General features: G+C 54.2%; 18 protein-coding genes and 1 pseudogene. 9 read left to right on the top strand and 10 right to left on the bottom strand.

Annotated elements, in window-relative coordinates:
• The first annotated feature begins 144 nt into the window (after window positions 1–144).
• The 4 genes from ACIOMR_RS04855 to ACIOMR_RS04870 all read left to right on the top strand — a co-directional run bounded on the left by ACIOMR_RS04855 (window position 145) and on the right by ACIOMR_RS04870 (window position 6,822).
• Window positions 145–2,529: an ABC-three component system protein gene (locus ACIOMR_RS04855; RefSeq protein WP_401192588.1), complete on the top strand. Its 2,385-nt coding sequence runs from the start codon at window positions 145–147 to the stop codon at window positions 2,527–2,529.
• Window positions 2,519–3,088: a hypothetical protein gene (locus tag ACIOMR_RS04860; protein ID WP_401192591.1), complete on the top strand. Its 570-nt coding sequence runs from the start codon at window positions 2,519–2,521 to the stop codon at window positions 3,086–3,088. The genes ACIOMR_RS04855 and ACIOMR_RS04860 overlap by 11 nt, the downstream gene beginning before the upstream one ends.
• Window positions 3,081–5,867, top strand: a complete 2,787-nt coding sequence (locus ACIOMR_RS04865; RefSeq protein WP_401192593.1) for an AAA family ATPase — start codon at window positions 3,081–3,083, stop codon at window positions 5,865–5,867. Before ACIOMR_RS04860 ends, ACIOMR_RS04865 begins: the two co-directional genes overlap by 8 nt.
• 166 nt (window positions 5,868–6,033) lie before the next feature.
• Window positions 6,034–6,822 (top strand): hypothetical protein, encoded by a 789-nt coding sequence (locus tag ACIOMR_RS04870; protein WP_401192596.1) that lies wholly within the window; start codon window positions 6,034–6,036, stop codon window positions 6,820–6,822.
• Window positions 6,823–6,886: 64 nt separating this feature from the next.
• On the opposite strand, the gene ACIOMR_RS04875 is transcribed toward ACIOMR_RS04870, so the two are convergent.
• Window positions 6,887–7,780 (bottom strand): viroplasmin family protein, encoded by an 894-nt coding sequence (locus ACIOMR_RS04875; RefSeq protein WP_401192599.1) that lies wholly within the window; start codon window positions 7,778–7,780, stop codon window positions 6,887–6,889.
• 387 nt (window positions 7,781–8,167) lie between these two features.
• Between ACIOMR_RS04875 and ACIOMR_RS04880 the strand changes: the two genes are divergently transcribed.
• Entirely contained in the window at window positions 8,168–9,412 is a 1,245-nt protein-coding gene (locus tag ACIOMR_RS04880; RefSeq protein ID WP_401192602.1) for a Shedu immune nuclease family protein, read from the top strand.
• A 250-nt stretch (window positions 9,413–9,662) separates the two neighbouring features.
• On the opposite strand, the gene ACIOMR_RS04885 is transcribed toward ACIOMR_RS04880, so the two are convergent.
• The 9 genes from ACIOMR_RS04885 to ACIOMR_RS04925 all read right to left on the bottom strand — a co-directional run bounded on the left by ACIOMR_RS04885 (window position 9,663) and on the right by ACIOMR_RS04925 (window position 21,520).
• Window positions 9,663–11,111 (bottom strand): alpha/beta hydrolase, encoded by a 1,449-nt coding sequence (locus ACIOMR_RS04885; RefSeq protein WP_401192605.1) that lies wholly within the window; start codon window positions 11,109–11,111, stop codon window positions 9,663–9,665.
• A gap of 321 nt (window positions 11,112–11,432) precedes the next feature.
• A complete protein-coding gene (locus ACIOMR_RS04890; protein ID WP_401192608.1) occupies window positions 11,433–12,029 on the bottom strand; it encodes a tetratricopeptide repeat protein in 597 nt (198 codons plus the stop codon).
• 59 nt (window positions 12,030–12,088) lie between these two features.
• Window positions 12,089–12,907, bottom strand: a complete 819-nt coding sequence (locus ACIOMR_RS04895; protein ID WP_401192610.1) for a tetratricopeptide repeat protein — start codon at window positions 12,905–12,907, stop codon at window positions 12,089–12,091.
• On the bottom strand, window positions 12,904–13,245 hold the full coding sequence (locus ACIOMR_RS04900; protein ID WP_401192613.1) for an SMEK domain-containing protein: 342 nt from the start codon (window positions 13,243–13,245) through the stop codon (window positions 12,904–12,906). Before ACIOMR_RS04900 ends, ACIOMR_RS04895 begins: the two co-directional genes overlap by 4 nt.
• Before the next feature lie 535 nt (window positions 13,246–13,780).
• Window positions 13,781–15,154: a site-specific integrase gene (locus ACIOMR_RS04905; protein ID WP_401192616.1), complete on the bottom strand. Its 1,374-nt coding sequence runs from the start codon at window positions 15,152–15,154 to the stop codon at window positions 13,781–13,783.
• Between the two features lie 2 nt (window positions 15,155–15,156).
• On the bottom strand, window positions 15,157–16,230 hold the full coding sequence (locus ACIOMR_RS04910; protein WP_401192619.1) for a hypothetical protein: 1,074 nt from the start codon (window positions 16,228–16,230) through the stop codon (window positions 15,157–15,159).
• A complete protein-coding gene (locus ACIOMR_RS04915) occupies window positions 16,223–18,478 on the bottom strand; it encodes a tyrosine-type recombinase/integrase (RefSeq protein WP_401192622.1) in 2,256 nt (751 codons plus the stop codon). Before ACIOMR_RS04915 ends, ACIOMR_RS04910 begins: the two co-directional genes overlap by 8 nt.
• Window positions 18,471–20,654, bottom strand: coding sequence for a hypothetical protein (locus ACIOMR_RS04920; protein ID WP_401192625.1), 2,184 nt, complete (start codon window positions 20,652–20,654; stop codon window positions 18,471–18,473). The genes ACIOMR_RS04915 and ACIOMR_RS04920 overlap by 8 nt, the downstream gene beginning before the upstream one ends.
• Window positions 20,654–21,520 carry a deoxynucleotide monophosphate kinase gene (locus ACIOMR_RS04925; RefSeq protein ID WP_401192628.1) on the bottom strand — a complete coding sequence of 289 codons (867 nt, stop codon included), beginning with the start codon at window positions 21,518–21,520 and terminating at the stop codon, window positions 20,654–20,656. Before ACIOMR_RS04925 ends, ACIOMR_RS04920 begins: the two co-directional genes overlap by 1 nt.
• A 97-nt stretch (window positions 21,521–21,617) precedes the next feature.
• On the opposite strand from ACIOMR_RS04925, the pseudogene ACIOMR_RS04930 reads away from it, so the two are divergent.
• The 4 genes and pseudogenes from ACIOMR_RS04930 to ACIOMR_RS04945 form a co-directional block, all read left to right on the top strand.
• Window positions 21,618–21,974: pseudogene (locus tag ACIOMR_RS04930) on the top strand (dTMP kinase); the annotation flags it as partial.
• Window positions 21,967–22,956, top strand: a complete 990-nt coding sequence (locus ACIOMR_RS04935; protein ID WP_004371282.1) for a DNA polymerase III subunit delta' — start codon at window positions 21,967–21,969, stop codon at window positions 22,954–22,956. The pseudogene ACIOMR_RS04930 and the gene ACIOMR_RS04935, both read left to right, overlap by 8 nt.
• Window positions 22,957–23,019: 63 nt before the next feature.
• Entirely contained in the window at window positions 23,020–23,805 is a 786-nt protein-coding gene (locus ACIOMR_RS04940) for a TatD family hydrolase (RefSeq protein ID WP_169386005.1), read from the top strand.
• Window positions 23,806–24,243: 438 nt separating this feature from the next.
• Window positions 24,244–24,897: a TetR/AcrR family transcriptional regulator gene (locus tag ACIOMR_RS04945; protein ID WP_004371278.1), complete on the top strand. Its 654-nt coding sequence runs from the start codon at window positions 24,244–24,246 to the stop codon at window positions 24,895–24,897.
• Window positions 24,898–24,966: the final 69 nt, after the last annotated feature.

Below are 24,966 nucleotides of genomic sequence, written 5' to 3' on the forward strand. Positions count from 1 at the left end.
CATCAGGATATCCCTGGGCGGGCGGTCAGGCTTCGGAGTGAATTAAGTCCCCACTGACATCGCGCTTGCAAAGGTACTGCGAGCATCGCTGCGGCGCCGGTCAATGCCAGTAAGCATGGTCGGGTCAAGTCAAGGAGCAAGAGTTTGACGACTGTTAATGTCCAATTTCGCACCGAGGAGGAAGACCGCCAGCTGCGAGAAGAGAACCCCGATACCCCTGAACTCTTCGCGTTTGACTGCGGCCAGCTACCTTTCGAGCGAATGGGAGACGCTCATTTTGAGCTGCTCCTGGCAGACCTCTACGCTGCGCGTGCGGACGATGGTTCGGAAGACTGGTATGACGAAGCCCGCCGGCTAAACGACGGTGCCGATCAAGGGCGTGATGTCATCTTGCTCGATGATTCAGCGCCGGTCGGCGTGATCCAGTGCAAGCGATACAACGGCATCGTTACCCTCGCCATGATCATTCAGGAGATCTGTAAATTCTTCCTCTACGCGACGATCAAGCCCGGCATCGCATCTGCGCCAGGTGAGCCATTCCGCTATTACGTTGCAGTATCTGACCGGGCGGCGGGTAAGCTTTTCGAGTTCATGACAGGAAAGGGGCGCAAACGCTTCGAAGATCTGCGATCAGAATTTGAAGTGAAGGCATTGGCTGCCCGCAAAGGATCCGCGACCTTGAGGAAGCATGCAGCCCTGAAAAATCTCACACAGGCACAGCTGTGTGATTTGGTCTGGGCCAGGATCGACAATCTTCATACCGATCTTCACAAAAAAGACGACCTCTCCCGGCTGGTGGGCGCCTATCCGCACATCAAGTCGACCTACTTCAAGCTTGAGTCCGATTCGGCACAGATCGTAGGTGAGCTGAAAGCGTTCCTCCAATCACGAAATCTGATGGTGAGTCAGGAGGACGAGGAGCTCATTTCCGGAATCCGGACTGAATACATCAAGTTAAAGCTGGGTCAGAATCAGCGTTTCAATCTGGGGCTGTTGCAAGGCGCAGAGCTTCTGCCTTTCATGCGAACCATGCTCCTGCCCAAGGTAGGCACGCTGTTCAATAACTTTGGCTCGCTTCCCGTGATTTTTACCGGCGGAGCCGAGGCGGCAGATCCGGGCGATTGGGCAGAACTTCACCAGCTTGTCGAAACATACGATAGCCAAGCGGTGGTATTCGTAGGTTGTGGTGGGGTGACTGGGGCTCAGCTTGCTGCCTGGAAAAATTCAGATGACATGATTTGGATTGATCCAGACTGGGATCCGGCTCCGCTCCAGAACTACAGGGCCGGATGGTGTTGGGTCAAAGATCCAACGCAGGGTATTTTCAACTGCTATGTGCTCGTGGAAAACGAGACAGGCCAGGCTGAGTACGGGCACGGTAAGGTGTCGCTGCGTCTAGCATTTGAAGACGTTGTCGTCTGGCCAACCTTGGGTAACGATTTTACGAACCCGATATCAAATGCCAGGTCTCAGTTGCGTCGAATAATGGCTAGCCAAAAAGAGGACAATTCGAAGCGGCCCAATCTTGTCCTTGCATCCATTAGTGTCACCAGCCTCGAAAAAGTATTGACCTCGGCATCAGATCACTATGGTCAGCGCATACACTCGACGATTGCCACGGCGATTGCCAACAGTAACCGTGTCGGAGCGTGTCCTACCGAGCTGTACAGTGCCACCGGCATCTTTCCAGCGATCGACGTCGAGTGCGCGACCCGACCAACCCCAGCAACCGTTAATCCCTCTGGACGTGTTATGCGTCGGAGCACCAGTGGTGCTCTTACTTTCACCCTCGACTGGAATGCAGATCTGACCCTGACTGCTGTGAAGGCGCATCGCTTGGTTGCGGGGGCCGTTACAGACGATATGCATCCGATGTCGCTTGAATTTCATGAGCTCTTCAATCGGTATCCTCCGTACCCAGGCTACCTGCCTGCTGTGAAAGCAGAGCTGGATCTGCTCGATACGTTGGTGCAAGGCGCGGGCCTGCCTGACTACTCGGGCTTCACCTACAGAACGTGGTTTGGTGTCAAAGCGGGGGAGGATTTTCCACTGGAGACACTCTGCGCATCTGGAGAGTGCGTCATGAGAACTGTCCAGGCGCTGAGCTACCTCAAAGTACCGCACGCCAGCCAGTGGGTCTGCTCGCCCGACCTGCAGGGACATATCCGGCATGACGACCCTGTGCATGGCGAGGTCAACCTCATGGCTTGGGCAAACAGGAACTATCCCGTCAGACAAATGGAAGGCGACCTGTTCGACTGGGCTCGACAGCCGATTGTGCATCCGAGCCTCATCGTCTTCGCACAGGGTAGGGGAAACGTCGCGGACAAAAAGCCCAGCGATGGGCGTTACGATTACACCAGCCCGCCTACCCCCAAGGGATCAATCACTGAACCCGCGATTGCAAGAAACGTTTATATGTTCAGTTTGGGCGACATTGAATCGGTGTATGACGACCCGTCAGCTCCTTCACCCAATCAGTTCATGCAAGATATTTTTGTTCGGAAGGGGAAGTTAGATGCTCAATGAATTGACTGAAATCATAGGGCGTCGAGCTGAGGATGCCGGCTTCTCCAGAGCCTCCACTCAGCAGTACTTATCGGGCACCAATCAGAACTGGCAGGATGGTGCGATAGGGAATGAACTCGGGTATTGGGAGTCGTCCTTCGCCTCTATTTTATTGGTCAACATCACCACTGAGACCGGTGTCGATGCGATGCGCCAGGCCAAGATTGCAGAGACGTTCTTGGATGCCGCGATTGTCCAGCGCGAGCGCTCAGGTCTCGTTATTGACGGCTACCTGGTGATCGCCGCTACCCAGGTCAATGATCAGTTCAAGGCGTTCATCCTGGATATCGAGAGAGATATCAGATTTGTCAGAAAGCATGTTGTTACCCGGGGTGATGAAGGTTGGGAACGCTATGAGCGAATTACCCCGTTAGGGCTGGAGCGTATTGAAGACAAAGGGGAGGCGGTAGTCTTTTCCTCCGAGAATACCGACTACCTCCAGCTGGTAGAGTTACTGGCGGAAATGGACAGTCAAGAGCTAGCCCAAATTCATGGTAAAGAATGGAATCTCAATGAATAACCTGCCCATCAAATTCCTTGCCGTTACCATCCAGAATTTTCGGGGCATTCCAGATGAGTTGGTGGTGCCGCTGGATGCACCTTTAACCGTTATCCATGCGGCCAACGGCACAGGTAAAAGCACCATTTGTTATGCCTTGGAGTGGTTGATTACCGGCAAGGTCGATGATCTGAACGGGGCGGCACTAGAATGCCAATGGGGTAAGGGTGCTACTACAGTCTCGGCAAAGTGTTTGATCGACGGAAAGCTTCACGTACTTACCCGAACCAATACCTCGCTGTGGATAACCCCCGACGGCGAGAAAAAGAAAAAAATTAACGATGAGTTTCTTCTGGGGATGCTCACGCCCACGTCGGTTTCGGGAAAAAGTACCATCGCATTGCGAAAGGCCAAGCGCGGATGGTTGCGCAATAGTCGGTGGCTCTATTCAAACTCGCTAGCCTTGTTGATTGATAATAATAAGGCCGACGAGCGTCAGCAAATCTTCGCTGACATACTTGGTTTTGGTCATCTCACCAGTACCTTGCGAGATCTGCGCGATTACAGGAAAGCGCTTCCCAATACAAAAGGGCTGGCGGACAAAGTTTCTGGCGTGAATGCTGAAATTGAAACCCTTAAAGCATCCCTGGCTACCAGTTCCCCTGCCAAGGAGGCCGCGCTAGGTAGCCTAGGTGCTATTTTCAAGGCGTTTCCACCAGCAGTCGAGGGAACCATTAATGAGCGGCTAGAGGCAGCTCAGCTGCGTGTTAACTCGTTCAGCCAGAAGCAACAACGAGAGATGGCAGTGCTGAACACCGTGTATCAGCAGTGGACGCCGTACCACGGTTCTTTGAAGCAAATTGCAACTCTTCGTCAGTCAGTTGATGCCCTGACGCAGGAGCAAAAAAAGGCGAGCGAAGATCACAGTGTTCGAGCATCAGAGTTGTCCGACGCCCAACAGAAAGTGTCTGACGCTCAGCGGTCGTTAAAATGGGCTGATGACAGCCTGCTAACCTTCCAGGGGTGGCAATCAGCTACTGGCGCTCAGGGTGTGGCAGGGTATTTCGAGCAGGTTGACCGAAGCCAAGCGGAACTTGAGGCGGCGGGTTTTGTAGAGCTGGGGTGGAGTTCTGATCGGCAAGCGAAGTGGCAAGAGGCAATTACTCTGCTATCCGCTAACTTCCAAAAAATCATGGAGCTTGAGCGTCAGAAAAATGCCCTGGCGGCGAATCCTGTAGCGCCTGCTACCGACTACGATGAAAAGGCACGCCTGGCTGATGCGGCAAAGAATATCCGCATCCGAGCGGAAGCAGACTTCGACGCTTATACGAACGTTTTGGGTAAAATAAAAGTTATGGGTAATGAATTTGCCCATACTCATGATGACCCTCACTGTCCGCTCTGTAACTATAATTGGCCCACCACAGCTATACTCCGGGAAGTAATATCCTCGAATATGGAAGTGCTTGCGCCGGCTCTTCAGGCTGCTTCAAGTGCACTGACGTTAGCTCGTCAAAATGAGCAGAATGCCATTAAAGCTCTGGCATTAGCTACGTCGCAGAAATCCGCGTATGACACTTATTTGGCTCGATCTAATTCTGTGAATCAAGAGCTGCAGTCGTTTGCAACCAGGAGTACGTACTTCGAAACGATGGGCGTTCAAGACTTCTCCGGAATGCAGATGGATGGCCTTGCCAATATGAATCGCAGGGTGACCTCTGCAATTCAAATCATCGGGGTTTTGGCAACGCTTGCGGAGGTAGAGAAGTTTTTCGGTATTACTCCGGTGAACGGTGCGACAACACGGGTTGCGACCGCCGTCGATCGTTTGGGAAACTACAAGAAACATTTTCAGGATCAATTCGACCAATACGAGCCGGCCAGAGCTCGCCTCGTTCTGGCTGTACAAGGGCTTTTACAAGCCGTGCAGTCCAAGGCGGGCGAGATCGCTGGTCTCAACGCGAACATCGCAGCGGCGGTAGAGATCAGCAGCAGCTTCGATTCCCATTGGCGTGAGCTTTTTGGTGATCAAACCGTGTCAGTAGAGTCCTACGACATCATGCGTCAGCGGCTGGGTCAGCGAGGAATTGATGTAACGACATACACCAGCATGCTTGATCAATGCAAAGCTGTGGTGAGTGTTGATACCGACTCGGCAAAGCTGAAAGAGCTTGAGCAGGAACTGCTTGAGTTGACAAGCAAGCTGAGAATCGGCACAGGCTACATCGCTGATGCAGACCTGGCGATTGAGCAGTATGCGTTGCATGTGAAGGACTTCACCGCCTCTAGTCTCAAGCCCCTGCTGAGTCCTGCAGCTGAGCTGTTTTCCAGGATGCATGCCAACGAGGTCTACAAAGGCCTGGGCGTTTCAGAAGGCGAAGACGCATTGAAATGGACAGTCTTTGCCGAGGGCCATGAGCCTGCATTGGACGCAGAAGGGAAGCTTAGCCAAGGCCAGCGTCAGGATCTGGCATTGTCGCTATACCTTGCCAGGGCTCGGAATACCGGGGGAAGCTTCTTCCTCGATGAGCCAATCGCGCATTTGGATGACCTGAATCGCGTGGCAATGCTGGACATTTTCCGGCTGGTGGCCACCTCGATGCCGGACATGAACTTGATTTTGACCACTGCCAGTGATTCGCTGGCCCGGCACATGGCTCAGAAGTTTTCGAGCATCACCGACCGGCACCTGTTGAACATGATTCATTTGGAGGGGAACCCCCGAACGGGAGTCAAGATGACTGTTCAGCGCAATGCAGCCTCATCCGGCCAGCCCGGCCAGCCCGGCCAGCCCGGTTAAGCTCACGTGAGGTGATGGGCTACTTGTTGCGCCCATTCCCTCACAGTGTCGCGTCCATGCCATTGAACAACCGATCCGCTTCCACCTGGGGCAGTGCCTGTGCGGTCTCTGTGATGACTCTAGGCGATGTCCCAAGAATAAATCTCGTCCCAAAAAGGATTTCAGTATGTGGGAAAAGCATCCGGATACTTGTGCATTAGTTCTCGATTCCCTGAATGAGCGGATCCTTGAGTTTCGTAAGTCAATGCTCATCAATCAGATTAGTCGTGATGCGGATAAAATAGCTAAAAGTTTTGATGCATTGCATTCAGATGTTCTTGGAAAGTTAAGTGTACAGTTTTCCCACTGTTCAGCCATTATCGCGACTGGGCTGATTAAGATCGAGCAGGAGGAAGATGATCTGAGAATGGCGTGCGCTGAGCTACTTTACAACGCGCTGAACTCCATGGCTGCCGCAGCCTATCTGCTTCGAGGCGGATTCGTTCTACAGCCAGGGCCGGTCATCCGCTCCGCCATTGAGTCCATGGCGATGGCACTGCACCTGATGCAATTTCAGGAAGATCTCCAGAAGCACAGAGAGCACAAGTTTGATTCCACGCGGGCCATCTCCAGCGCAAAGCGTGTATTTCCACCTTTCGGCCAATTGTACGGACTTTTAAGCCGAGAATTTACCCATGTAGGCTCTTTGCATAAGCAGCTCACACCGATTCGTGAATACACTGGCACCGAAGAATCCTTAACGCTGAACGTTCAGTTCCTAACCTCGGGAATATGGATGTGCTATGTCTCGTGCGAGCTTGTTTTTCTGGATCTAGTCGGTCAGCCAAGATACTGGCGTGAGATACCTGTAGAGGATGAAAGACACAGGGCCTATTCTTTCGAGCCAAGTGAGGAGGAGATGACTTGGATGGCTGATTTCTTGGGGCTGGACAATCCCTACTTTGTTGAAAAATAAACTGTGATAGATGCATGTCCACGCCGGCTGGAATCTGCTGCGCTCGGCGGGGCGGGGCAGGTTGTCATGGGAGCCGATCAATAGCGGAGTTGTATTCAAAGTCAACGGTATCACCTGACACAAGCACCGCTTCGAGCTTTGCCTTCGAGGCACCACCCACGATTCGAAACTCGCTGACCTCCCCAGAGTGCCCTGTGATTTTCCAAATCAACGTCAGCTTTTCGATGGCCAGCCGCGGCTTGATTGCACCTGCCGAGCACTTGGCCAGAAAGGCCTTTAGTTTGCTCTTGAGCTCGAACCTGGACTCGTAATGGTACGACCCCAAGGTGATTGGGCCATCGCCGATGATTCTGTCAAATTCGATCTTCGACTTCATGTGCAATGCCTGGATGTCGCGGTGTTCCTTCCAGCGGTTCCAGACCGTTATTCCCCGAGCGGTGCAGTGCTCGATCCATTTCTTCTCAGCGTCCAGTGAGGCCTGTTCGGAATCACACGTGTCTACGACTTTGAACGCAGGGGTCATTCCAGCATCGAGTATCTTCGCAATCTTGGCTGCGGCACGCTTACAGTCATGATTGGCTCTCCCCAAGTGCTGTCGTTGCCGGCGTTCGAGATTGCTCGTCTGTCCAACATAAAACGGCTCATCAGTCACAGGATCGATGATCAGATAGACGACGTATTGCCTCACACCCATGTCGTCTAGCGTCGCTTGTGCAGGTTCAGCAATCTGCTGTTCTGTGGCGCCTTGCGTGCTGAAATGAACGACGGGGGAGTGAACGGAATCTGGAGTCGGATTGTTCTGGCGGTACCACTCCTCCGCCAGTTCGAGGGTCGCAAAAGACTCGTGCTTAGCATCAGGATACCGCTCCACCGACAAGCGGGCGCCGCCCTCCCAGGTATTGAAGATCCCGAGCTTCCGTCCCCGGGTGACAGCGTAGAATCTGGGTTTCTTTGCCATCCTGTGCAACCTTACCGAAGCTGAATGTAATCCTTACGCACTGTGCCGTTTTTTATGGTCAAGTGCTATGGCAGAGCGCATAGGATGGCGCGGATTGTGGGGGGCGTGTCCAAGGTACGAATTCAGATTCGATTGAGTCTGAGGTCACGTCCGCGTCACGTAAAGCTGGCCGTCAGGGGTTGGGAATAGTAGGACTAACCTCTATCGACCCATGGCTGTCCTTCGTGAAGAGGGCTCACACCAGAGAAGCCCATTCGCTTGGCTACATCCTACGTCGACTGTGTATAACACTGTCCTGGATAAACTTGCGGTACTGACGGGCTATCAACATAACCCTGGGAAATTTGACCGGTAGACTTCGCGCGGCCAAAGGAGGGCGCATCAGCTATGACCACGACGGCAGTAGAATTCGAAGATGATGGAGATCAACTGATCCTGGTGTACCGCCCCCGTGACGGAGCAGACTGGGTGCTGAGAAAGCTTGAGGAAAAGGGCGAGCTTGTGATCAAGGGCACCTTCCATCTCTCTGATGAACACCTCGTCGCGCACGATCAGCAACCATTCGAAGAAGGTGCTTTCCTTGATGCAGGCTTAGGTGAACTGGACGATTTCGACGACCCATGGCTGGCATTCAAGATTGGCAGCAGCGATGGTGGCTATTTCCGTCTCGATCCCGCAGTTTTAGGTATCGAAATACCGGTTCTTCTCTCGAAAGATGCCCCTTTGACATGGCGTTGGTTCAGCACTGATCGTCCGGTCTCTATATTGGCAGTGATTGCTGAGCTTAAACCCAGCCGCATTGTCATCGGTGGTAGCGAGCCAGACGCTATCCCTTTTTCTGAGTACAAGAAGCTCATAGACCAATTTCCCACCCCTTACGAGGTTCGACGGTATGTGCAGGCGAGAGTTAGCGCGGTCGTTAGAGAGTATTCGGACGCCAAGGTAGACGCGGAAGCCAAGCTCAATGCTTACGTAAATAAGCGTGTGCGTGCCAAGGGGAAGGATCTGCTTAAGCCAGTGCGCCAGGCGGAGATCGCAAAATATGAGTTCCTTCTAGAGCAACTACAAAAGATGCTCGATAGTGAAGATGGATATTCTGAAGCAGCATGGCAAGAAGAAATCCTTCAGATTGTATGCCTACTGAACCCGAAGTATATCGCGGCCTTTCCAGAAGTTCAGATTCCAGATACCGATAGTGACACCAAACGATTTCTAGATTTTCTGCTGGTCGACGCATCTGGAAACATCGATGTAATTGAAATCAAGCGTCCGTTGGCCCAGGGGCTCGTAACCTCGACGACCTACCGGGACAACCACATTGCCACGCGAGAACTCTCTGGCACGGTGATGCAGATTGAGAAGTATCTTCGCCATCTCAACCGTTGGGGCGTGAAGGGCGAGGCTGTATTACGCAAGCAATTGGGTGACATGCTGCCGCCAAATTTTCAGATCAAGATCACGAACCCTTGTGGTGTGATCATCATGGGGCGGGAGAAAGGTCTTACGAACGCGCAACTGCGTGATCTCGAAGTAACTCGCCGTCACTACAAGAACATTGCAGACATCGTGACCTATGACGAACTGCTGCGAAGGCTGAGATTCATCCTGGAACACCTTAAAGCAGAAGCTTAAGCATAGAAAATTTCGCCTGGCCTATGCGGAACCCTGGCTAAAAATCACAGCCAGCCACGGGATACCCTCGAAGTCGTATCAACCGCTGACCAAGGCACGACCTTTTGAGAGGTATCTCAAGACAACTCAAAGTAAAGCCTACCGATTGAGCCTGCGGAAGCTTGCCTCAGGTAGCCGAGAGCTCAGGGCTCTCGTGACCCAAGGTTGGTTGACACCTGCCCGGGGCGTCTTCATCGGCCCGTCGCTCGGGCTATGTGAGCTCCCAGTAACCTTCGTCTCGCTTCGTGATGCCCGCACGCTGGTCAGGTTTGTGCCGGTGCCTGACGACGTAGAACAAGTCACGGAATACCTTGGACACATCGGCGATGTAGCTGTGGCCTAAGCCGAACATGTCTTTACCCGCTACAGATACATCCACGGTGGACAGAGAGCTCATGACCAGTGGCGGATTGGCGTCCCCTGCCCGGGGATAACTGTGAACGAATCTGGACACTGCAATCGCTCTATCATGCCGCGAGGCGTAGAGCGTTACTTGTTCAAAGGTATCGAAGACCTGTCCAATTTGTTTGAACCGGCTGGTGTCCACGTCTGGCGCCGCCAAGATGATTTGATGGATAGGGGTCGTGCCAGGCTTGTGCTTCCAGTTTTCCAGAACCGACAGGAGCGCTCTATTGCCCATGCTATGTGCCACGATGTGCAGCGCTGACAACCCCAGCTGCTCTGTCACATGAGTCAAATACTGCCTGAGATTGGCTGCTGACCAATCTACAGTCGCTTCATCGGCGGGATAGCCCCCCGGCGTACCCAGTGACGCCCAGGAGAAGCACAGCATCAGGCCTGGGAACTTCAGGTCGTGGCAGAGCTGTGCTGCACGCCACAGCGCAGCATCGAAGCCGACGTTATAGCCGTGGATGAAGAGCAGGCCCTCTTTCTTCGAGGGATCCTGACCTATTCCTTGATGGCTCAGATACTCCTTGGCGCTTGTGAACCACGCATCCAAGGCCAGCAGCGCATTTCTGTGGACGACGATGTGCTTGTTGGGATTGCCCTTTGTCTGGGTAGGCCACAGCCAGGGTCGTTCAAGCTTACCCTCCCGATGAATATGAGGGATAGAGACCTCAGCGACTCCGTAGGCGATCGTGCCTTCGCTTCTGAACCCTCCAAATTTCACCGTGCGGCCAGGCTCCTGCAGACGATCCGTCCCGTAAAAGATTGGATAGGTCGTGTAAATCTGTTCTACAGGTTTCCGGCTATAGCAAACTTCGGAGCTGTAGTCATACAGCAAGTCGTCAGAGGTCTCTCTAGAGAGTATCCCGTATTCTTGGGGCGGGTGAAGCTCCTGTGGAATATCGACCGCTTTCTCTAAAGCTCTCTTGTAATCAGTATTTCTGACTACCGACAAAATGCTAGCTCCGCTGGGCACCCGGGCGCTCAGAAATGCCTCTACATCAACGGCCCTTTGTCCCAGGCTGATGTCATCAACCCGTTTCAGAAGATCTTCAAAGGTGTCGATTGCGTATCGCCCCGTGATACGGGCCTGAAGCACCTCAATCAAGGTATCAGGTGGACTGTTTCTCCAGCAGAAAAACATCGTACTTGAGCTGATCACCCGATGGCTGGAAGACCCCGCTATAGCGTTCATACGAAGGATCGCGAGTGCAATTTTGAGCTCGTGCAAAGTCCGTTTTGGCTGTTCCATGATCCAGGCCCTAGTGAGCGAAACGAGCACTGTAAAGTGCAGTTCTTGCGGTTGGCAACCCAGCTCCGGGCAGGCCTAGATAGATCAGGCGAACTGGGCCTCCCTGGCGCAGCGCCAAGGCGTTCTGCAGCACTCCAGCCTCCCTATACCCGCGTCCGCAACATCTGGCTGACGGGTTCCCGATTTCCCTCTCTCAGAGAAGCCATCCTCATAGATCCCTTTTTTGCTGGCTAGGATACTAAGAGAATGGCTTGTCTAAAATGTGCTCAGATGTGTGGGTCTCTGATCTATGAGGGCAGGTACTCCATAGAGCAGAACTAGCTAGTGCACTGTTCTATCAAGTTGTGCGAATTTAATTTTTAATGATTTTAGGGATTCCTGCATGCCCCATTCGTTATACAATTTTTCAGCCTGCTCATAGTACTGTTGAGCAAGCAGGTCATCGCCCAGTTCTTTACAGACAAGCGCGGAGCTAGCTAGGACATTCGCTCGAAGCTTCGGATATACGTTGTTCTCCCGCTCAAGAGCTAGCTCAAAGTTGGCTTTGGCGGAAGCGAGATCGCCTTCGTCTTTGTCTACGAGGCCGATATTTAAAAGTGCTGCAGCTTGTGACCGTCTATCGTCTTCCTGGATGGATAGGTCATAGGCTTTTTTATTGTACTCGCGTGATTTTGGCAGGTTTTTGAGCCTCTGGTAGATGTTTGCACTATTGCCATAGTGCTTCAGCAAACTTTTTGAATCTTCCATCATTTCTGCTAGGTCGATGGCCTGGCCCAAGATGTCCAATGCCTGACTAAGTAGGCTCTCGTCATTGGAGATTTCGGCCATATGCTTCAGGCGAATAGCAAGATTTGTCAACAAATTGGATTTTATGTAGCGCAGCTCTTTCTTTTCAATGTGGCTGTTTGAGTTGTTCAACATCTCGTCCAATAACGACTTGGCCTCGTAGAAATATTTTCCAGATAGCTCCGTGTTTTCTAGTTTTGATAGCAGCTGCCAAGTCCATTTAAGTGTTTGATTCTACCGATCTTGTGATCAATGCTGTCGGATATCACAAGTGCTTCTTTAAAGGCTTTAATACATTCGGGGAATCGCGCATTGTTCTTGTAAAGAAACCCAAGGTTGCCAAGTACCGCCTCTCGCTCTTTAGGTGTAATGTTTTTTTTGCTCAGACAGTCTTTGAATACCTTCTCGGCCTCTGGCAGTCTTCCTCGGTGCATTAGGCCAATTGCATAAAGGTTAGCCTCTTTGACGCTGTCAGGATCTAGGGTGGCCGCATGGGCGTAATAGATGTCGGCTTGGTCGGAGTTTAACAGAGTGTAGAGATTTGCAATATCAACGAAATCCTGCGCTGCCATGCTCTTACTGGCTTTGGCCAAGTTGTCCAGCAGCTCCTTGGCCTGGCTTATTTCGTTTTTTTCGATCAAAAGAATGACTTGGGCTTTGATTGTCTCGCCTGTTTCAAAAGAACGACCTAGGAGTTTCTCTAGCGTCTCCCCAATGACGGAGTTGTCAAATTTTGACAGCCAACTACTCATTGTTGTAGCGGCTTTGATAATGCGTTTAGGTATTTCGGAGAAATGCTTGACTACAATGTCGCGCATCAATCTCAGGTCATCAGTTCCTGTAGACAAAGCTTGTGTCTTGCGTAGCACTGAGTTGAAGTCCAAGATGTTTTGGGTCGTAAACTTTACGCCTGGGCATTCGACTTTAATATTGCCGGGTCTGGCCTGGTTTAGCTTTAAGGAGAAAAAGAATAGCTCGTCAATTTTTTCGCGATTTTCGCTTTCGATCAAGCCACTATCGTAGATTTGATTTTGCTCGAATCTATTCGGGAGCTAACTTGTACGCCTATTCGGTTGTCCGTGTCCAATAAATCAATGCATTTGGTGTTTGGGGATATGTGGTTGATATTTGCCAGATTCCATTTGTGAGATGCATTCAGAATGCTAGCAACAAAGTCTTCGCTTATGATGTTCACGTCAACTAGCCCAGAAGTTGAGCTGGTTTCTATAAAGAGTTGGAGGAATGAAAAATGAGAGGTAATCTCTTCAATCAAAGCTTTTCTTTCCAGCATTTTCGATCCTTGAGTATTGGTGTCGTTGAAAAGCGAGAATAGCGATCCTACAAGCATTTGCCATCAAAAGGCCACTGCTTCTCCCCAGCACATTTGCTCGATTCATTCGCACTCAAAAGCAGAGCTACACCTGCTGCCCGGGAGGATGGCTTCGCTCAAGGGGGGGGGCTGAGCGTCTTGGGTTTGAACGCTCGCACATCGAACCGCTGGTTTGTGGTTGGGGCACGGGTGGAAGATGGCAGCTCGCGTCTGACCGATATCGGGACTGGAAGTGGTCAGTCGTAGAAGGCCGTGGTTGCCGATGAGAACCTCACTCTGCCTAGTAGAAGGATGCTAGGAGGTCAAGGGAACCAAGAGTCCGGGGAGCTTAGGCCTGGAGTGAAGGCCATCACCGCCTCGAAATATCAACGAGCTTGAACTGGTCGAGCTCATCGCGACGATACCGACGGCTGAAGCATTTGGACGTAGATGCATTCCACCTGGCCGCACACATCCTTGACCTCAATGTTCAAGCAACCATCAGCGTGGTTTAGCTGGAAGCAGGGGGCTGTCGCGAATGGCCAGGTGTCGGTTCACAAGGCCCCTATTTACGCTACGCAGCCCTGCCTCCTTGCTCGTCTCCATCCTCAACCAACTTGTTCCGGTCAATCGGGCGCAGATTTTTTATGAAGCTGGATACAGAATGTTCAGGCGCACGGATTAGATCCAGCGCGTGGCCTTTGTGAGCGAACATGAGGACGCGGGCCATGCTCACGTAGAATTTGTACGTGGTGGCGACATCTTCATGACCCATCTGCCTGGTTAGCGCTTGGGCGGCAGCCAGGTAGAGCACCTCCAGGTTTTCCGTCAGCAATCGGTCGCCAAAGAAAGCTATGAGGTACTGAGTTGGCCACCAGTGCCTGGTCTGGTAGAAATTGATGTGAGACCTGAAATTGCTGTCGATCTTCGCGGCGTTGTTCTTCGCATCGTAAGTTCGAGACGCAATCTTGTCGACATCGACCGGTATCCCCCGGGAGGTCAGAAATAATACATCGGGCGGACAGTTTTGTTTGAACCGCTTCTTATAGAGCTGTTTACGAACGGCATAGTGGGGAATGATGTAGTTTTCTTCGAGAGCTTTGAGATCATCCATGTGTATGGTGATTTCACGATCCTTGCCCCCTTTGCTGTTGTAAACCGTGTACTGTGTGGTCACAGTTCCCTTGGTCATGTTCGAGTACGGCATGATGTGCTTGTTCTCGGCATTGCCTAAGTATGGAAATCTGACCAAGTCCATCGGGCGCATCGCGGTACCCAGCGCGAGAAGAAAAATAGACGCGTACACTGGGTCTGAGTAGGACTGCAATAGCAGCTTTATCTCATCGTCAGTAATCAGAAAATCGTACTGTTTCTGCCGACTTTGCTTGTCCAAAACCCGAATGTTCGCCGAGCTGATCCTCGACGGAGCAATCCGATTGATATAGTTGAGCATGCGCCCACTGCGGAAATTCGCCCGCCAGGTTCTGGTCTGCACATTGACGTTAGTCACATAACCATGTTCGTTCAGCCACCTGAAGAAAATCAGCAGTACTTTCGCGTCTTCGAAGATGGTCTCTGACGACGGCTTCGGGGAATTCCTTTTGAGCCGCTCAAGCTGCCGTTGTACTTGCCATCGGCAGATGTCTTTGTTGTCCGCCAAAGCATGGTAATAACCCAGATCCACGTTCTTCATTTTCGGCTGTGTCGACAGAAACCGGTAGAACATGGAAATAAGGGTGGCATGGCGTGTTGATGACGCCATCGACGAGCGAGTGTGCTTGTACAGGAACAGGTTAGGGTGGCTCAAAAGAACCTGTTTCTTGTTCTGCTGGGCGATGAGGATACAATGGCTGACCTGCATTCCCAGCTCCAGGCTGTTGTAGGAGACCTGCTGTGTCGTGATGCGCAGGCCAGCAGAAGCTTTAGTCGGATTCGTTTTATCACTCACGATCAGTCTCCTACCTGTACTTTGAAAGAGACGATTTCGTCTAAGCCCCAAGTCATGCTGGGTGTGTCAGCACTATCGGCAGCCCGGATCTCCTGCTCGGGCAAAGCGTTGCGCTGATAAATGAACACTCTTTGCGCTTTACGCTCAGTGTCCAGCGGCATGTAGGGGACATGCAGCGATTTCTTGAAGGCGGGAGGTATGTGCTTGATGAAGTTGTTGATCTCCGCTCGGGAGAATAAGGGCAGGCGGATGATCAGGCAGGTCTCGTCGGGCAAGGTTGTATACCGCTCGGCGAACTTGTTGAACCTGGAAACGTACCTGTCTGCAAACAGCACCACATGGACATCGGGCATGGATGTGAACCGAGCAAATTTTTCCCTGATGGCTATGAGCTCCGCCTCCTTCGCATCCTCGAAATCATCCAGGCTCTTCGTACGTTGGTAATGGATGCACAGCTGCTCGATGTCGACATCGTAGATGATCTTGTCCCGGCTCGATGCGCTCTGCAGCGGTGCTTCCCGCTGGAAGGATGTAGCAAGCTTGAGCTCCAGTAGGGCGTTTTTCTTCGTGAGCTCGACCGCGTGCAGGGTTTGTTTCTCCAAAGACTTACGCAACTGATTGCTTTCGAACATGGCGATGTCGTCGTTCATCAGCGTACTGACATGGCTGTTGATGGCCTTGGCAATCTCCTTGTCTCGCTCCACGAGAACCTGATCAAGACGTGCCTTCCATTTCGCGTCAGTGGCATTGATGGTGGCCTGGGTTTCCACCTTCGCCTTGGCCGCCGTGCCATCCACAAGGTCAGTCACATCCTTCTTGCCAGCGATATACGGCTTGAACTCGGAGTAGTAGCGATCCAAAGCTTGACGCGTAATGCCAGCGCGCTTAGCTACATCCTTCAGCTTGAGTTTGTGGATAGCTCCGGACGTGTAATGCGAGACGATGATGTCCTTGATGACCTGGCGGCGGTCGGCTTGAGCAGCAGCCTGTGCCAACAGAGCGTCTGCGCTACAGTCCTCTGGTACTGCTTGTACTGGGATATCGGCGTCGTTATGAACCTGCTTGACTTTAGACATGGCGCGCCTCGATGTGCGTCGACGCTGAATGTCCGGTGCTGATGAGGTTATTCAGGTGACCTTCGCTCGTCGCAATACGACGCAGCAGCTCGGACTCCACTTTCGGTGCGAGCTTCCCACGAGCGTTATCAAGTACCGCCTCGTAGAACTGGATGTTGTCAGTCAGGGCTTGCTTCGCTGAGCCCAGCATGACGATCTTTTTGCATTCCAGCTTGCAGTTACCAGGGTCTGGCATGATCAAGCCCTCGTCGAACTGTCTGCCATCCAGGCAAGGGGGCAGGTTCGACGGGGTGAAGCGCTCTCCGGAGAGGCAATACGTGCCCAAGGCGGTACGGCGGATGAAGAGAGGCTCGCCAGCCTTCAGCAGGTGGCTGACATACGAGACGATAGTCACTTTGAACTGCTGGCCAGCAAACTCATCCGGACGCTTGAGGATTTGCTTGTAGATACGCTGCGCAGCGGCCCCTGAATGACCAAGCCGTAGGCCGGCAACGATGTCGTGAAATTCCCGGGCGTAGTTCTGCTCAATCGCCAGGGCGACGCTGCGCACCATGAGCGGATTTCGGGCGATGTACCGAAGCGTCATCGCATAGCTCTTGTGCCCGAACAACGCACGGATGATGTCGATGTTGCGTTCATCCCGGTTGATCAGGATCTCAGCAATTGTCTTTCTGAACCTGTGGCAATGCAGCCGCTCGATGGGTAACGCATTTTTGAGCTGCTCAATCACCGAAGTGATCTGAGAGGGGGTGGCCCTGTTAACGACCTTGGTTGAGCGCATAGGCTGAAACAACCAGCCTTCCTTCACAAATGGAGGAATCGATCGCAACTGCTCATACTTGCGGATCATGTCTCCGACGAAACGGGGTAGGGGGAGGATGTCCTCTTCACCGTGCTTCGGACTGGCAGCGGTCTTCCAGCGAGTGATCTTCAGCCAGTAGTCGCCGTTATGATCTTGCGTGACATGAGAGAAATGCATCGCTGCCAATTCACCCTTGCGCGCACCGGTCACCAGAGCGACGAGGATGAAGATCGAGTTGCGAATGCCATCCAGAACTTTGCCGTAGCCAGTCACCCAGCTATAGGTAAGGTGCGGCAGGTCGTCCTTGTAATGTTCGTGCACCTTGGGCGACATCACTGTTTTTCCATCGACTTCGATGTTGCACAGGGATTCCAGCTCCGGCAGACGCTCCCGTCGAGTAACCACTAGGTCTTTGAGGAACGCAAACTTGCTTTCCACTAGATAGTCCTTGAGCGCCTCCGCTTTGGGCATGACGCGTTCAAGCCAGAAGAAGGCGTACTCCATGAGAATCTCCAGATCCTCTTCCGAATACGCGATCCAGCTTTCGATTGCGCCGTTGAAGCGATTCTGTACCACTTCCTTTCGGCGCTCTGGGATGTCGATGTGCTCTGACGAGACATCCAGTCGAAGCGCTTCTGGGAGCAGCTTCTGTTCGGATAGCCTGGCCCAGAAGCGCATGTGCTTGAAGAGCGCGAAATAGTGATGCTTCGCCGTGCTGGCTTTGGCACGCTCAAAAGCCTGGTTGATCATCGGCATTGAGATCAGAGCGATATGCTGAGGCTCGGCAGTGAGGCCGTTATCTTTGAAGATATACTGCTCGACGATCGCGTACTCGTTGCCGAATGCCTTGGTCGTGGTGTTCGAGCGGATATAACTGAACGGCGAGAACGCAGGGATGGTGTGATATGTCAGCGCGCGCTTGAGATCATTGGAGCCCGGGAGTTCGCGATCAAATCGGATGTTGTTCGGATGCGCGTGAGGCCCGTGGGGCAATGACCACATGGCAGCCCCATAGCTAACACCGTTGCTAACCGGGAAGTCCTCGCCCATCTCGGCGATCTTGTTGGCCAGCGACATCGATGGCAGTGACGCCTTGGACGTCAGCTCCTCTTGAAGTGCTTCAAGCTCCTCAAGAAGGGCCTCCGAGTAATCTTCATTGATGTCATCCAGGATCGCTTGAGCGTCTGCATCGATAATGTTTTCGGTGGCCTCGGTGTCTTCAGCTGCTTCAGTGTCTTCGTGGCTGGATTTGTCGCGTGCTTGCGTAGGCTGGCCAGGCTTTTTGGCTTTGGCTTTGGCTTTGGCTTTGGCTTTGGCTTTGGCTTTGGCTTCTGGTTGAGTGCCTTCCTGGCTGACCTCGGCAGTGGTCGCTGGCTGGATTCGCTCGTCTTCGATCAGGGCGCCGTCAGGCTGAATCGAGAAGGAGGTGAAATTGTTGTTAGGCATTGTGCACCTCACTTTCAAAGATGATTTCCAACAAATCGAGGTCGCGCGGGAGCAGCGGGCCATTGTTACGGCGGTAGCGAGCGGCTTGCTTGATCTCGTCGTAATCACCCCATTCGTCGAGGATGAACCTGATAGCTTCTTGCTCTTTCACAAACCGAGAAGAGAACCCGCCGGCGCCAGATTCCAGCAGCTCGCTCAGGTGCGCATCACGCTCCATCAGGTAGGGAAGGGAGTCTTGGAAAATCCGAAGTTGAGAGCAGAAAATGCACTCCTTGATCTTCCAGCACTTCTTGCCAGTCGTGGCAATGATCTCGGAGCCGACCCAGTTCGGCTTGGTTTGATCCGCACAGCCCCACAACGCCTTGAGTTGGCCGGGGATATGGAAAACCTTCCACATAGCTGCGGCCAGCGCTTGAGTATGCTTGCTCAGCATCCCTTTGAATCTGCGGGCCCGCAGCAGCTCGATGATGGCCTCCAACTCACTACGCAAGCGTTGCAGGCGCTCCTGGTGAGCGACTGCAGAGTTGTCGTAGAACATATCCGTCGTGTCCCGACTTTCATGGCCCATCGTCATGGATAGCAGTGCAATGGGGTTGTCCCGCTTCTTATAAAGCAGCCAGGTAGGGCGCAGGCGTCGAGTCAGTTCACTGGCACTCGTCAGTCTCTTGCCGTTTTCCATGACTTCGTACTGCTGAAGGAAATGCTGCACGCACACGCGGAACGTTTTGGGATGAGCGATGGAAGTTAGGCGGCCACCCCGGCTCCAGTCTTCTCGCAGGCGCAAGCAGAGGAACAGCGGGTTCATCTGGTCTTCCGTCATGTCCACTGGGATCTGATCGATCGGGTAAGGGGACAGGGGAGCGGCCAGGTGCTTGGCCAGCCGGATCAGGTTGTAGAACGAGTAAGGATCATCGCCGCTTGTGGGGATCTCGATGCGTTTAGCTGAGAAGTAAGGCTTGTCATTCCCCTGGGAGCGTGCTTTCTCCGCGAACACGACCTTAACTGCTTCATCAATGGTGCCGGTCAGGAGGTGCTCGAAATTGTCTTTATCCAGCGACAGAGCTGTCTCTTTGTTCCACCCCGACTGGAACATCATGAAGAGCAGAATGGCGGTCATGTCGACAACTGTCGGGTAGTAGTACCCAAGTACTTCGTCGACCATAGGCAGGAACAGCGACTCTTCACGGTTCGCCACAGTGAACCGGTACAGAAGCAGCTTGATGACGTCCTGGCAGCCCACCCCGTGAGCATTCAAATTTTTTCTGCGCAGCTCGTTGTAGAGGTAATCCAAAGACATCTCGAACGGGTAGCCCTGAGTGAGGAAGGTCTTGATCACGCGGTGGTAGTCAGGCTGCCAGTAGCTCATGGGAATGCCCGCGAGGGGATCTTCCCCCGTGTCGAATGAGGGAAGACTTCTCAGCTCCCGTTCGTAGATCGCTCTGAGGCGTTGCATCGCCGTTTCGGGGGTGAGCGTGAGCTCGCGAAGTTCCGGATCCGTGGATTCGGAGAGTCGCTTCAGCCAAACTTGTTTTTTGGGCTTGATGTCGTTTACACGCTGGTAGTGAAAGGACTGCAGCATCCTGACCCGAGTCCGAACTGGGAATACTTGGTCGTTGATCTCATCGGCGGTATATGGCTGGACGCTTTCCACCACTTCGCGGAACAACATCTTGTCCCAGAGGACGTTGACGTGCGCCGTCAGTGCTTCCTCCAAAGAGTTGAGGCCCTCGGCGGACAAAGGCGGGTTCTTGCCGGTCTTGGGCGGCAGGGGCACGATTGGCAGCGTCAGCGGCGGAAGCTTGCCGGTTTCTTCCGGTACGACTTTGGCTGCGGTTTTGAAAATTTCCGGCTTGGCGGGTGTATCGCCCAGGTCTTTTACGTACTCGATGTAGCGGTTGAAGATCTCTGCGTTGATGTCCGTGTACATCTTGATATGCAGGGGTTCGGGGTTGTTCGAGTTGTGAAGGTGCGCAAAGTCCACAAAGAGGTTGATGGCATCGCGCAGCAGGTAAGCCCGTGCGTGGTTTCTGGCAGGGCAATAAAGAAGGAACAACCAGTGGAGACAGGCGCAGACGTTACTGGTTGGATCGTAGTTCGGGTTGCTCAGGTATGAGCACTCCACCTTCCGGCCAGTGGAGGTCATTACTTCGGTAATGCTGTGGTCGAAGGCAGACATCAGTTGCGGCCTCCGGTGCGGCTGGTTTCTGAGTTGGCTTCGGTGTTGTTTGTTGTAGGCGACTGGCGATGGACGTGGGATTGCCAGGCCTCCGCTACACGGGTCTTGAGGTCTTCCAGGGTGCCATCATTGATTAGACACAGATCGCCGGAGGCCTGGGCGATGCCAAGCTCTGAGGAGTGGGCGTTGATTTTCTGCAGGTTTGGTCTGGTGATGTGCCAGATCTCACCGTTGTGCGCTCGAAGGAACGCAGCTTCGTTTTCAAAGCGGATGTCCTTGAAGATGATTGTTCTCGCGTTAGCCGGAATCTGTCCGCGCGGGGTCGGCTTGCTGACAGGGCGGTGACTGCGCAGGGCATCGAAGTCCGGGTACAGGTCATAAGCGTGACGTTTGAGCAGCGCTACGGCATCGGCAGGGGAGAGGCCCCAGTAGCTGTCGAGAGTCATGTAGGACTCCGAGTTCCAAATCTGGTCGTCGCTGAAGTCGAAAATCGCCTGAGCTGCCAGCAGGAATGGAGCGTCCGGGGCGCTGAGGTTTGCGGGTGTTGCAGGGGTTTGTGGGCGCTCTGGGGGATTGATCTCCCTCGCAGCTCTCATTAACCAATGCTCTGCGTTATGATGGCGCATCCATTCAGTACCCACCGTTTGAAAGAACGCCCGAGGCGAACGGCCCCAGAGCTCGATGGTTTCTTCCTTTATGTCGTCCTGCCACGCCTCTGCGTCTGTCAGGCCGAACAACGCTTGGCATCCCATTTTGAGTGGGTCAGCCAGAGCAAAGGCGGCTACCCCCGGGATGCTCAGAAGCATCGAAGCTACGGTGTCTTTGCCGGATCTGGCTAGGGCGGCAAGGCCGATAATGGTTCTCACGGTGGACTCCTGTTTTCGGCTCAAGCCTTGTGGTACGGGGATTTGAGCACGTTTACCTTTTTGTGAAAAGGGTTATAATTTTCTGATGTTGACGTTTTTGAAAAACCGAAAACAAGATTCCACCTATGCCTATCAGGGCGGCGGCCGTGGGTTGTCCCTGGAGCGCATTGCGGCCTTGGAAACCTTCGTCCAGGGCGATTTGCGGCCCGACCTGACCCTGGTGTTCGATCTCCCGGTGGAAGTCGGCATGGCCCGTGCCACCGCCCGGGGTCGCCTCGATCGTTTCGAACTGGAAACCCGAGCCTTTTTTGAAGCTGTGCGCGGCGCGTTTCTCAAGCGCGCCGAAGCCGACCCCGCTCGTTACTACCTGTTGGACGCCGCACAACCGTTGACTCAGGTTCAGCAGTGCATTGACGCCCTGTTGCCGAAGCTTGTGGAGCGTGTCCGTGGCTGAAGCCTATCCATGGCAGGACAGCCTCTGGCAGCAACTGGCGGGCCGTGCCCAGCACGCCCACGCCTACCTGCTCCACGGCCCGGTGGGCATCGGCAAGCGCGCCCTGGCCGAGCGGCTGATGGCCAGCTTGTTGTGCCAGCGGCCCAACGGCCTGGAAGCCTGCGGCGAATGTAAATCCTGCATGCTGCTCAAGGCCGGTAGCCACCCGGACAACTATCTGCTGGAACCGGAAGAGGCCGACAAGGCGATCAAGGTCGACCAGGTGCGTGATCTGGTCAGCTTCGTGGTGCAGACCGCGCAGATGGGCGGGCGCAAGGTGGTGCTGATCGAACCGGTGGAGTCGATGAACATCAACGCCGCCAACGCCTTGCTCAAGAGCCTGGAAGAACCGTCCGGCGATACCGTGCTGCTGCTGGTCAGCCACCAGTCCAGCCGCCTGCTGCCGACCATTCGCAGCCGCTGCGTGCAGCAGGCCTGCCCGTTGCCGAGCGAAGCCATGAGCTTGCAGTGGCTGGCCCAGGCGTTGCCGGACTGCGGCGAGGCGGAGCGCGTCGAGTTGCTGACCCTGGCGGCCGGTTCGCCCCTGGCGGCGGTCAAGCTCCAGGCCCAGGGCGTGCGTGAACAGCGTGCGCTGGTGGTGGACGGGGTGAAGAAACTGCTCAAGCAGGAAGTGTCGGCCACGCAACTGGCCGAAAGCGCCTGGAAAGACATTCCCTTGCTGCTGCTGTTCGACTGGTTTTGCGACTGGTCGAGCCTGATCCTGCGCTACCAGCTGACCCAGGACGAAAACGGCCTTGGGCTGCCGGACATGCGCAAAGTCGTGCAATACCTGGCGCAGAAGAGCGCCCAGGACAAGGTGCTGAACATCCAGGACTGGATCCTCGCCCAACGCCAGAAGGTCCTCGGCAAGGCCAACCTCAATCGCGTGCTGTTGCTTGAGGCCTTGCTGGTGCAGTGGGTCGGTTTGCTCGGCCGCCGTTAATTTCAGTGGCCGACGGGTGTATCGTTGGCCAGACACTTTCCGTGACTCAAGTTGTAGATCCCTATGCTCGTAGATTCCCATTGCCACCTTGATCGCCTCGACCTGGCCCAGCACGGCGGCTCCCTCGACGCCGCCCTTGAAGCTGCGCGCCAGCGCGGGGTAGGGCACTTCCTGTGCATCGGCGTCAGCGCGGAAAACGCCGCCGACGTCAAAGCCCTGGCCGATCGTTATGCCGATGTCGACTGCTCGGTGGGCATTCACCCGCTGGACCTCAAGCCCGGCGAAGCCCCGGCCCTCGACTGGCTGCTCGGTGAACTCAATCACCCGCGCGTGGTGGCCATCGGTGAGACCGGCCTGGATTACCACTACGAACCGGAAGCTGCCGAGTTGCAGCAGGCGTCGTTCCGTCTGCACCTGCAAGCCGCCCGGCAGACTGGCAAGCCGGTGATCGTCCACACCCGTGGCGCCCGTGCCGACACCCTGACCCTGCTGCGCGAAGCCGCGCTGCCCCAGGCTGGTGTGCTGCATTGCTTCACTGAAGACTGGGACATGGCCAAGGCCGCGCTGGACCTTGGTTTCTACATTTCCTTGTCGGGCATCGTGACCTTCCGCAACGCCGATGCCCTGCGCGATGTCGCGCGCCAGGTCCCGGCAGACCGCCTGCTGGTGGAAACCGATTCGCCGTACCTGGCGCCAATTCCCCATCGCGGTAAACCCAACCTGCCGGAATACGTACGGGATGTGGCGGATTACCTGGCGATGCTGCGGGGCGAGTCCTACGAGCGCTTTGCCGAACAGACCACCGAAAACTTCAAGCGCCTGTTCCCGCTGGCCCACGTCGGCCACTGAATCGCAGGCAAAAAAAACCCGGGTTCTGGGGGGTGAATCCGGGCTAAGACCATTAGGAGTAAAACAAGGGTACGCAGTCCGTCGGTACCCAGGTCGACGCGTCACTTGGGGGAGATGCCACGCCGACATTTCAAGTATTGATCAGTATCCGATTCAGTCCAGCCACATCTGATCGTTTTTTAAACAGATTTGGAATACGCCCGCTTCGGTTGAGTTCTCATTGGATGCGATGCACACGCGCCAATCACCTGTTTTATTTCTGACTCGAATCGGCACATTCGTTGGCGTGTTGTAAGTTAAGTGCAAAGGTTGTTCATATAGGCGTTGCCCAACGACCGTTCAGTCGGGATAATCCCGCGCACCGGGTAAAACGTTCCGACAAGCACGGCTTGGGGAGCGAACGCCCTTCCAATATCCATCTCTGCAGACCTTTTTCTTATGCACAAAGAACCCCGCAAGGTCCGTGAGTTTCGCCGCCGCGAGCAGGAAATTCTCGACACCGCACTCAAGCTGTTCCTCGACCAGGGTGAAGACAGCGTCACCGTCGAGATGATTGCGGATGCCGTGGGTATCGGCAAAGGCACCATCTACAAGCACTTCAAGTCCAAGGCCGAGATCTACCTGCGCCTGATGCTCGACTACGAGCGCGACCTGAACGAGCTGCTGCACTCGGCCGATGTCGACAAGGACAAGGAAGCGCTGTCCCGCGCCTACTTCGAGTTCCGCATGCGTGACCCGCAGCGCTACCGCTTGTTTGATCGCCTGGAAGAAAAAGTGGTGAAGGGCCATCAGGTGCCGGAAATGGTCGAGGAGCTGCACAAGATCCGTGCCTCGAACTTCGAACGCCTGACCCTGCTGATCAAGGGCCGTATCAGCGAAGGCAAGCTCGAAGACGTGCCACCGTATTTCCACTACTGCGCCGCCTGGGCGTTGGTGCACGGCGCCGTGGCGTTGTACCACTCGCCGTTCTGGAGCAATGTGCTGGAAGACCAGGAAGGTTTCTTCCAGTTCCTGATGGACATCGGCGTGCGCATGGGCAACAAGCGCAAGCACAGCACTGATTTGCCGAACGCCGAAACGCCGGCCACTTGAATCATTCGCCAGCGTGATGGCGATATGATTTCCTGCCCAGCGCAGTAACCCAGGAATATACTCAGGCAA

It is taken from the genome of Pseudomonas sp. NPDC087814, from assembly GCF_044742865.1.
Taxonomy (GTDB): Bacteria; Pseudomonadota; Gammaproteobacteria; order Pseudomonadales; family Pseudomonadaceae; genus Aquipseudomonas.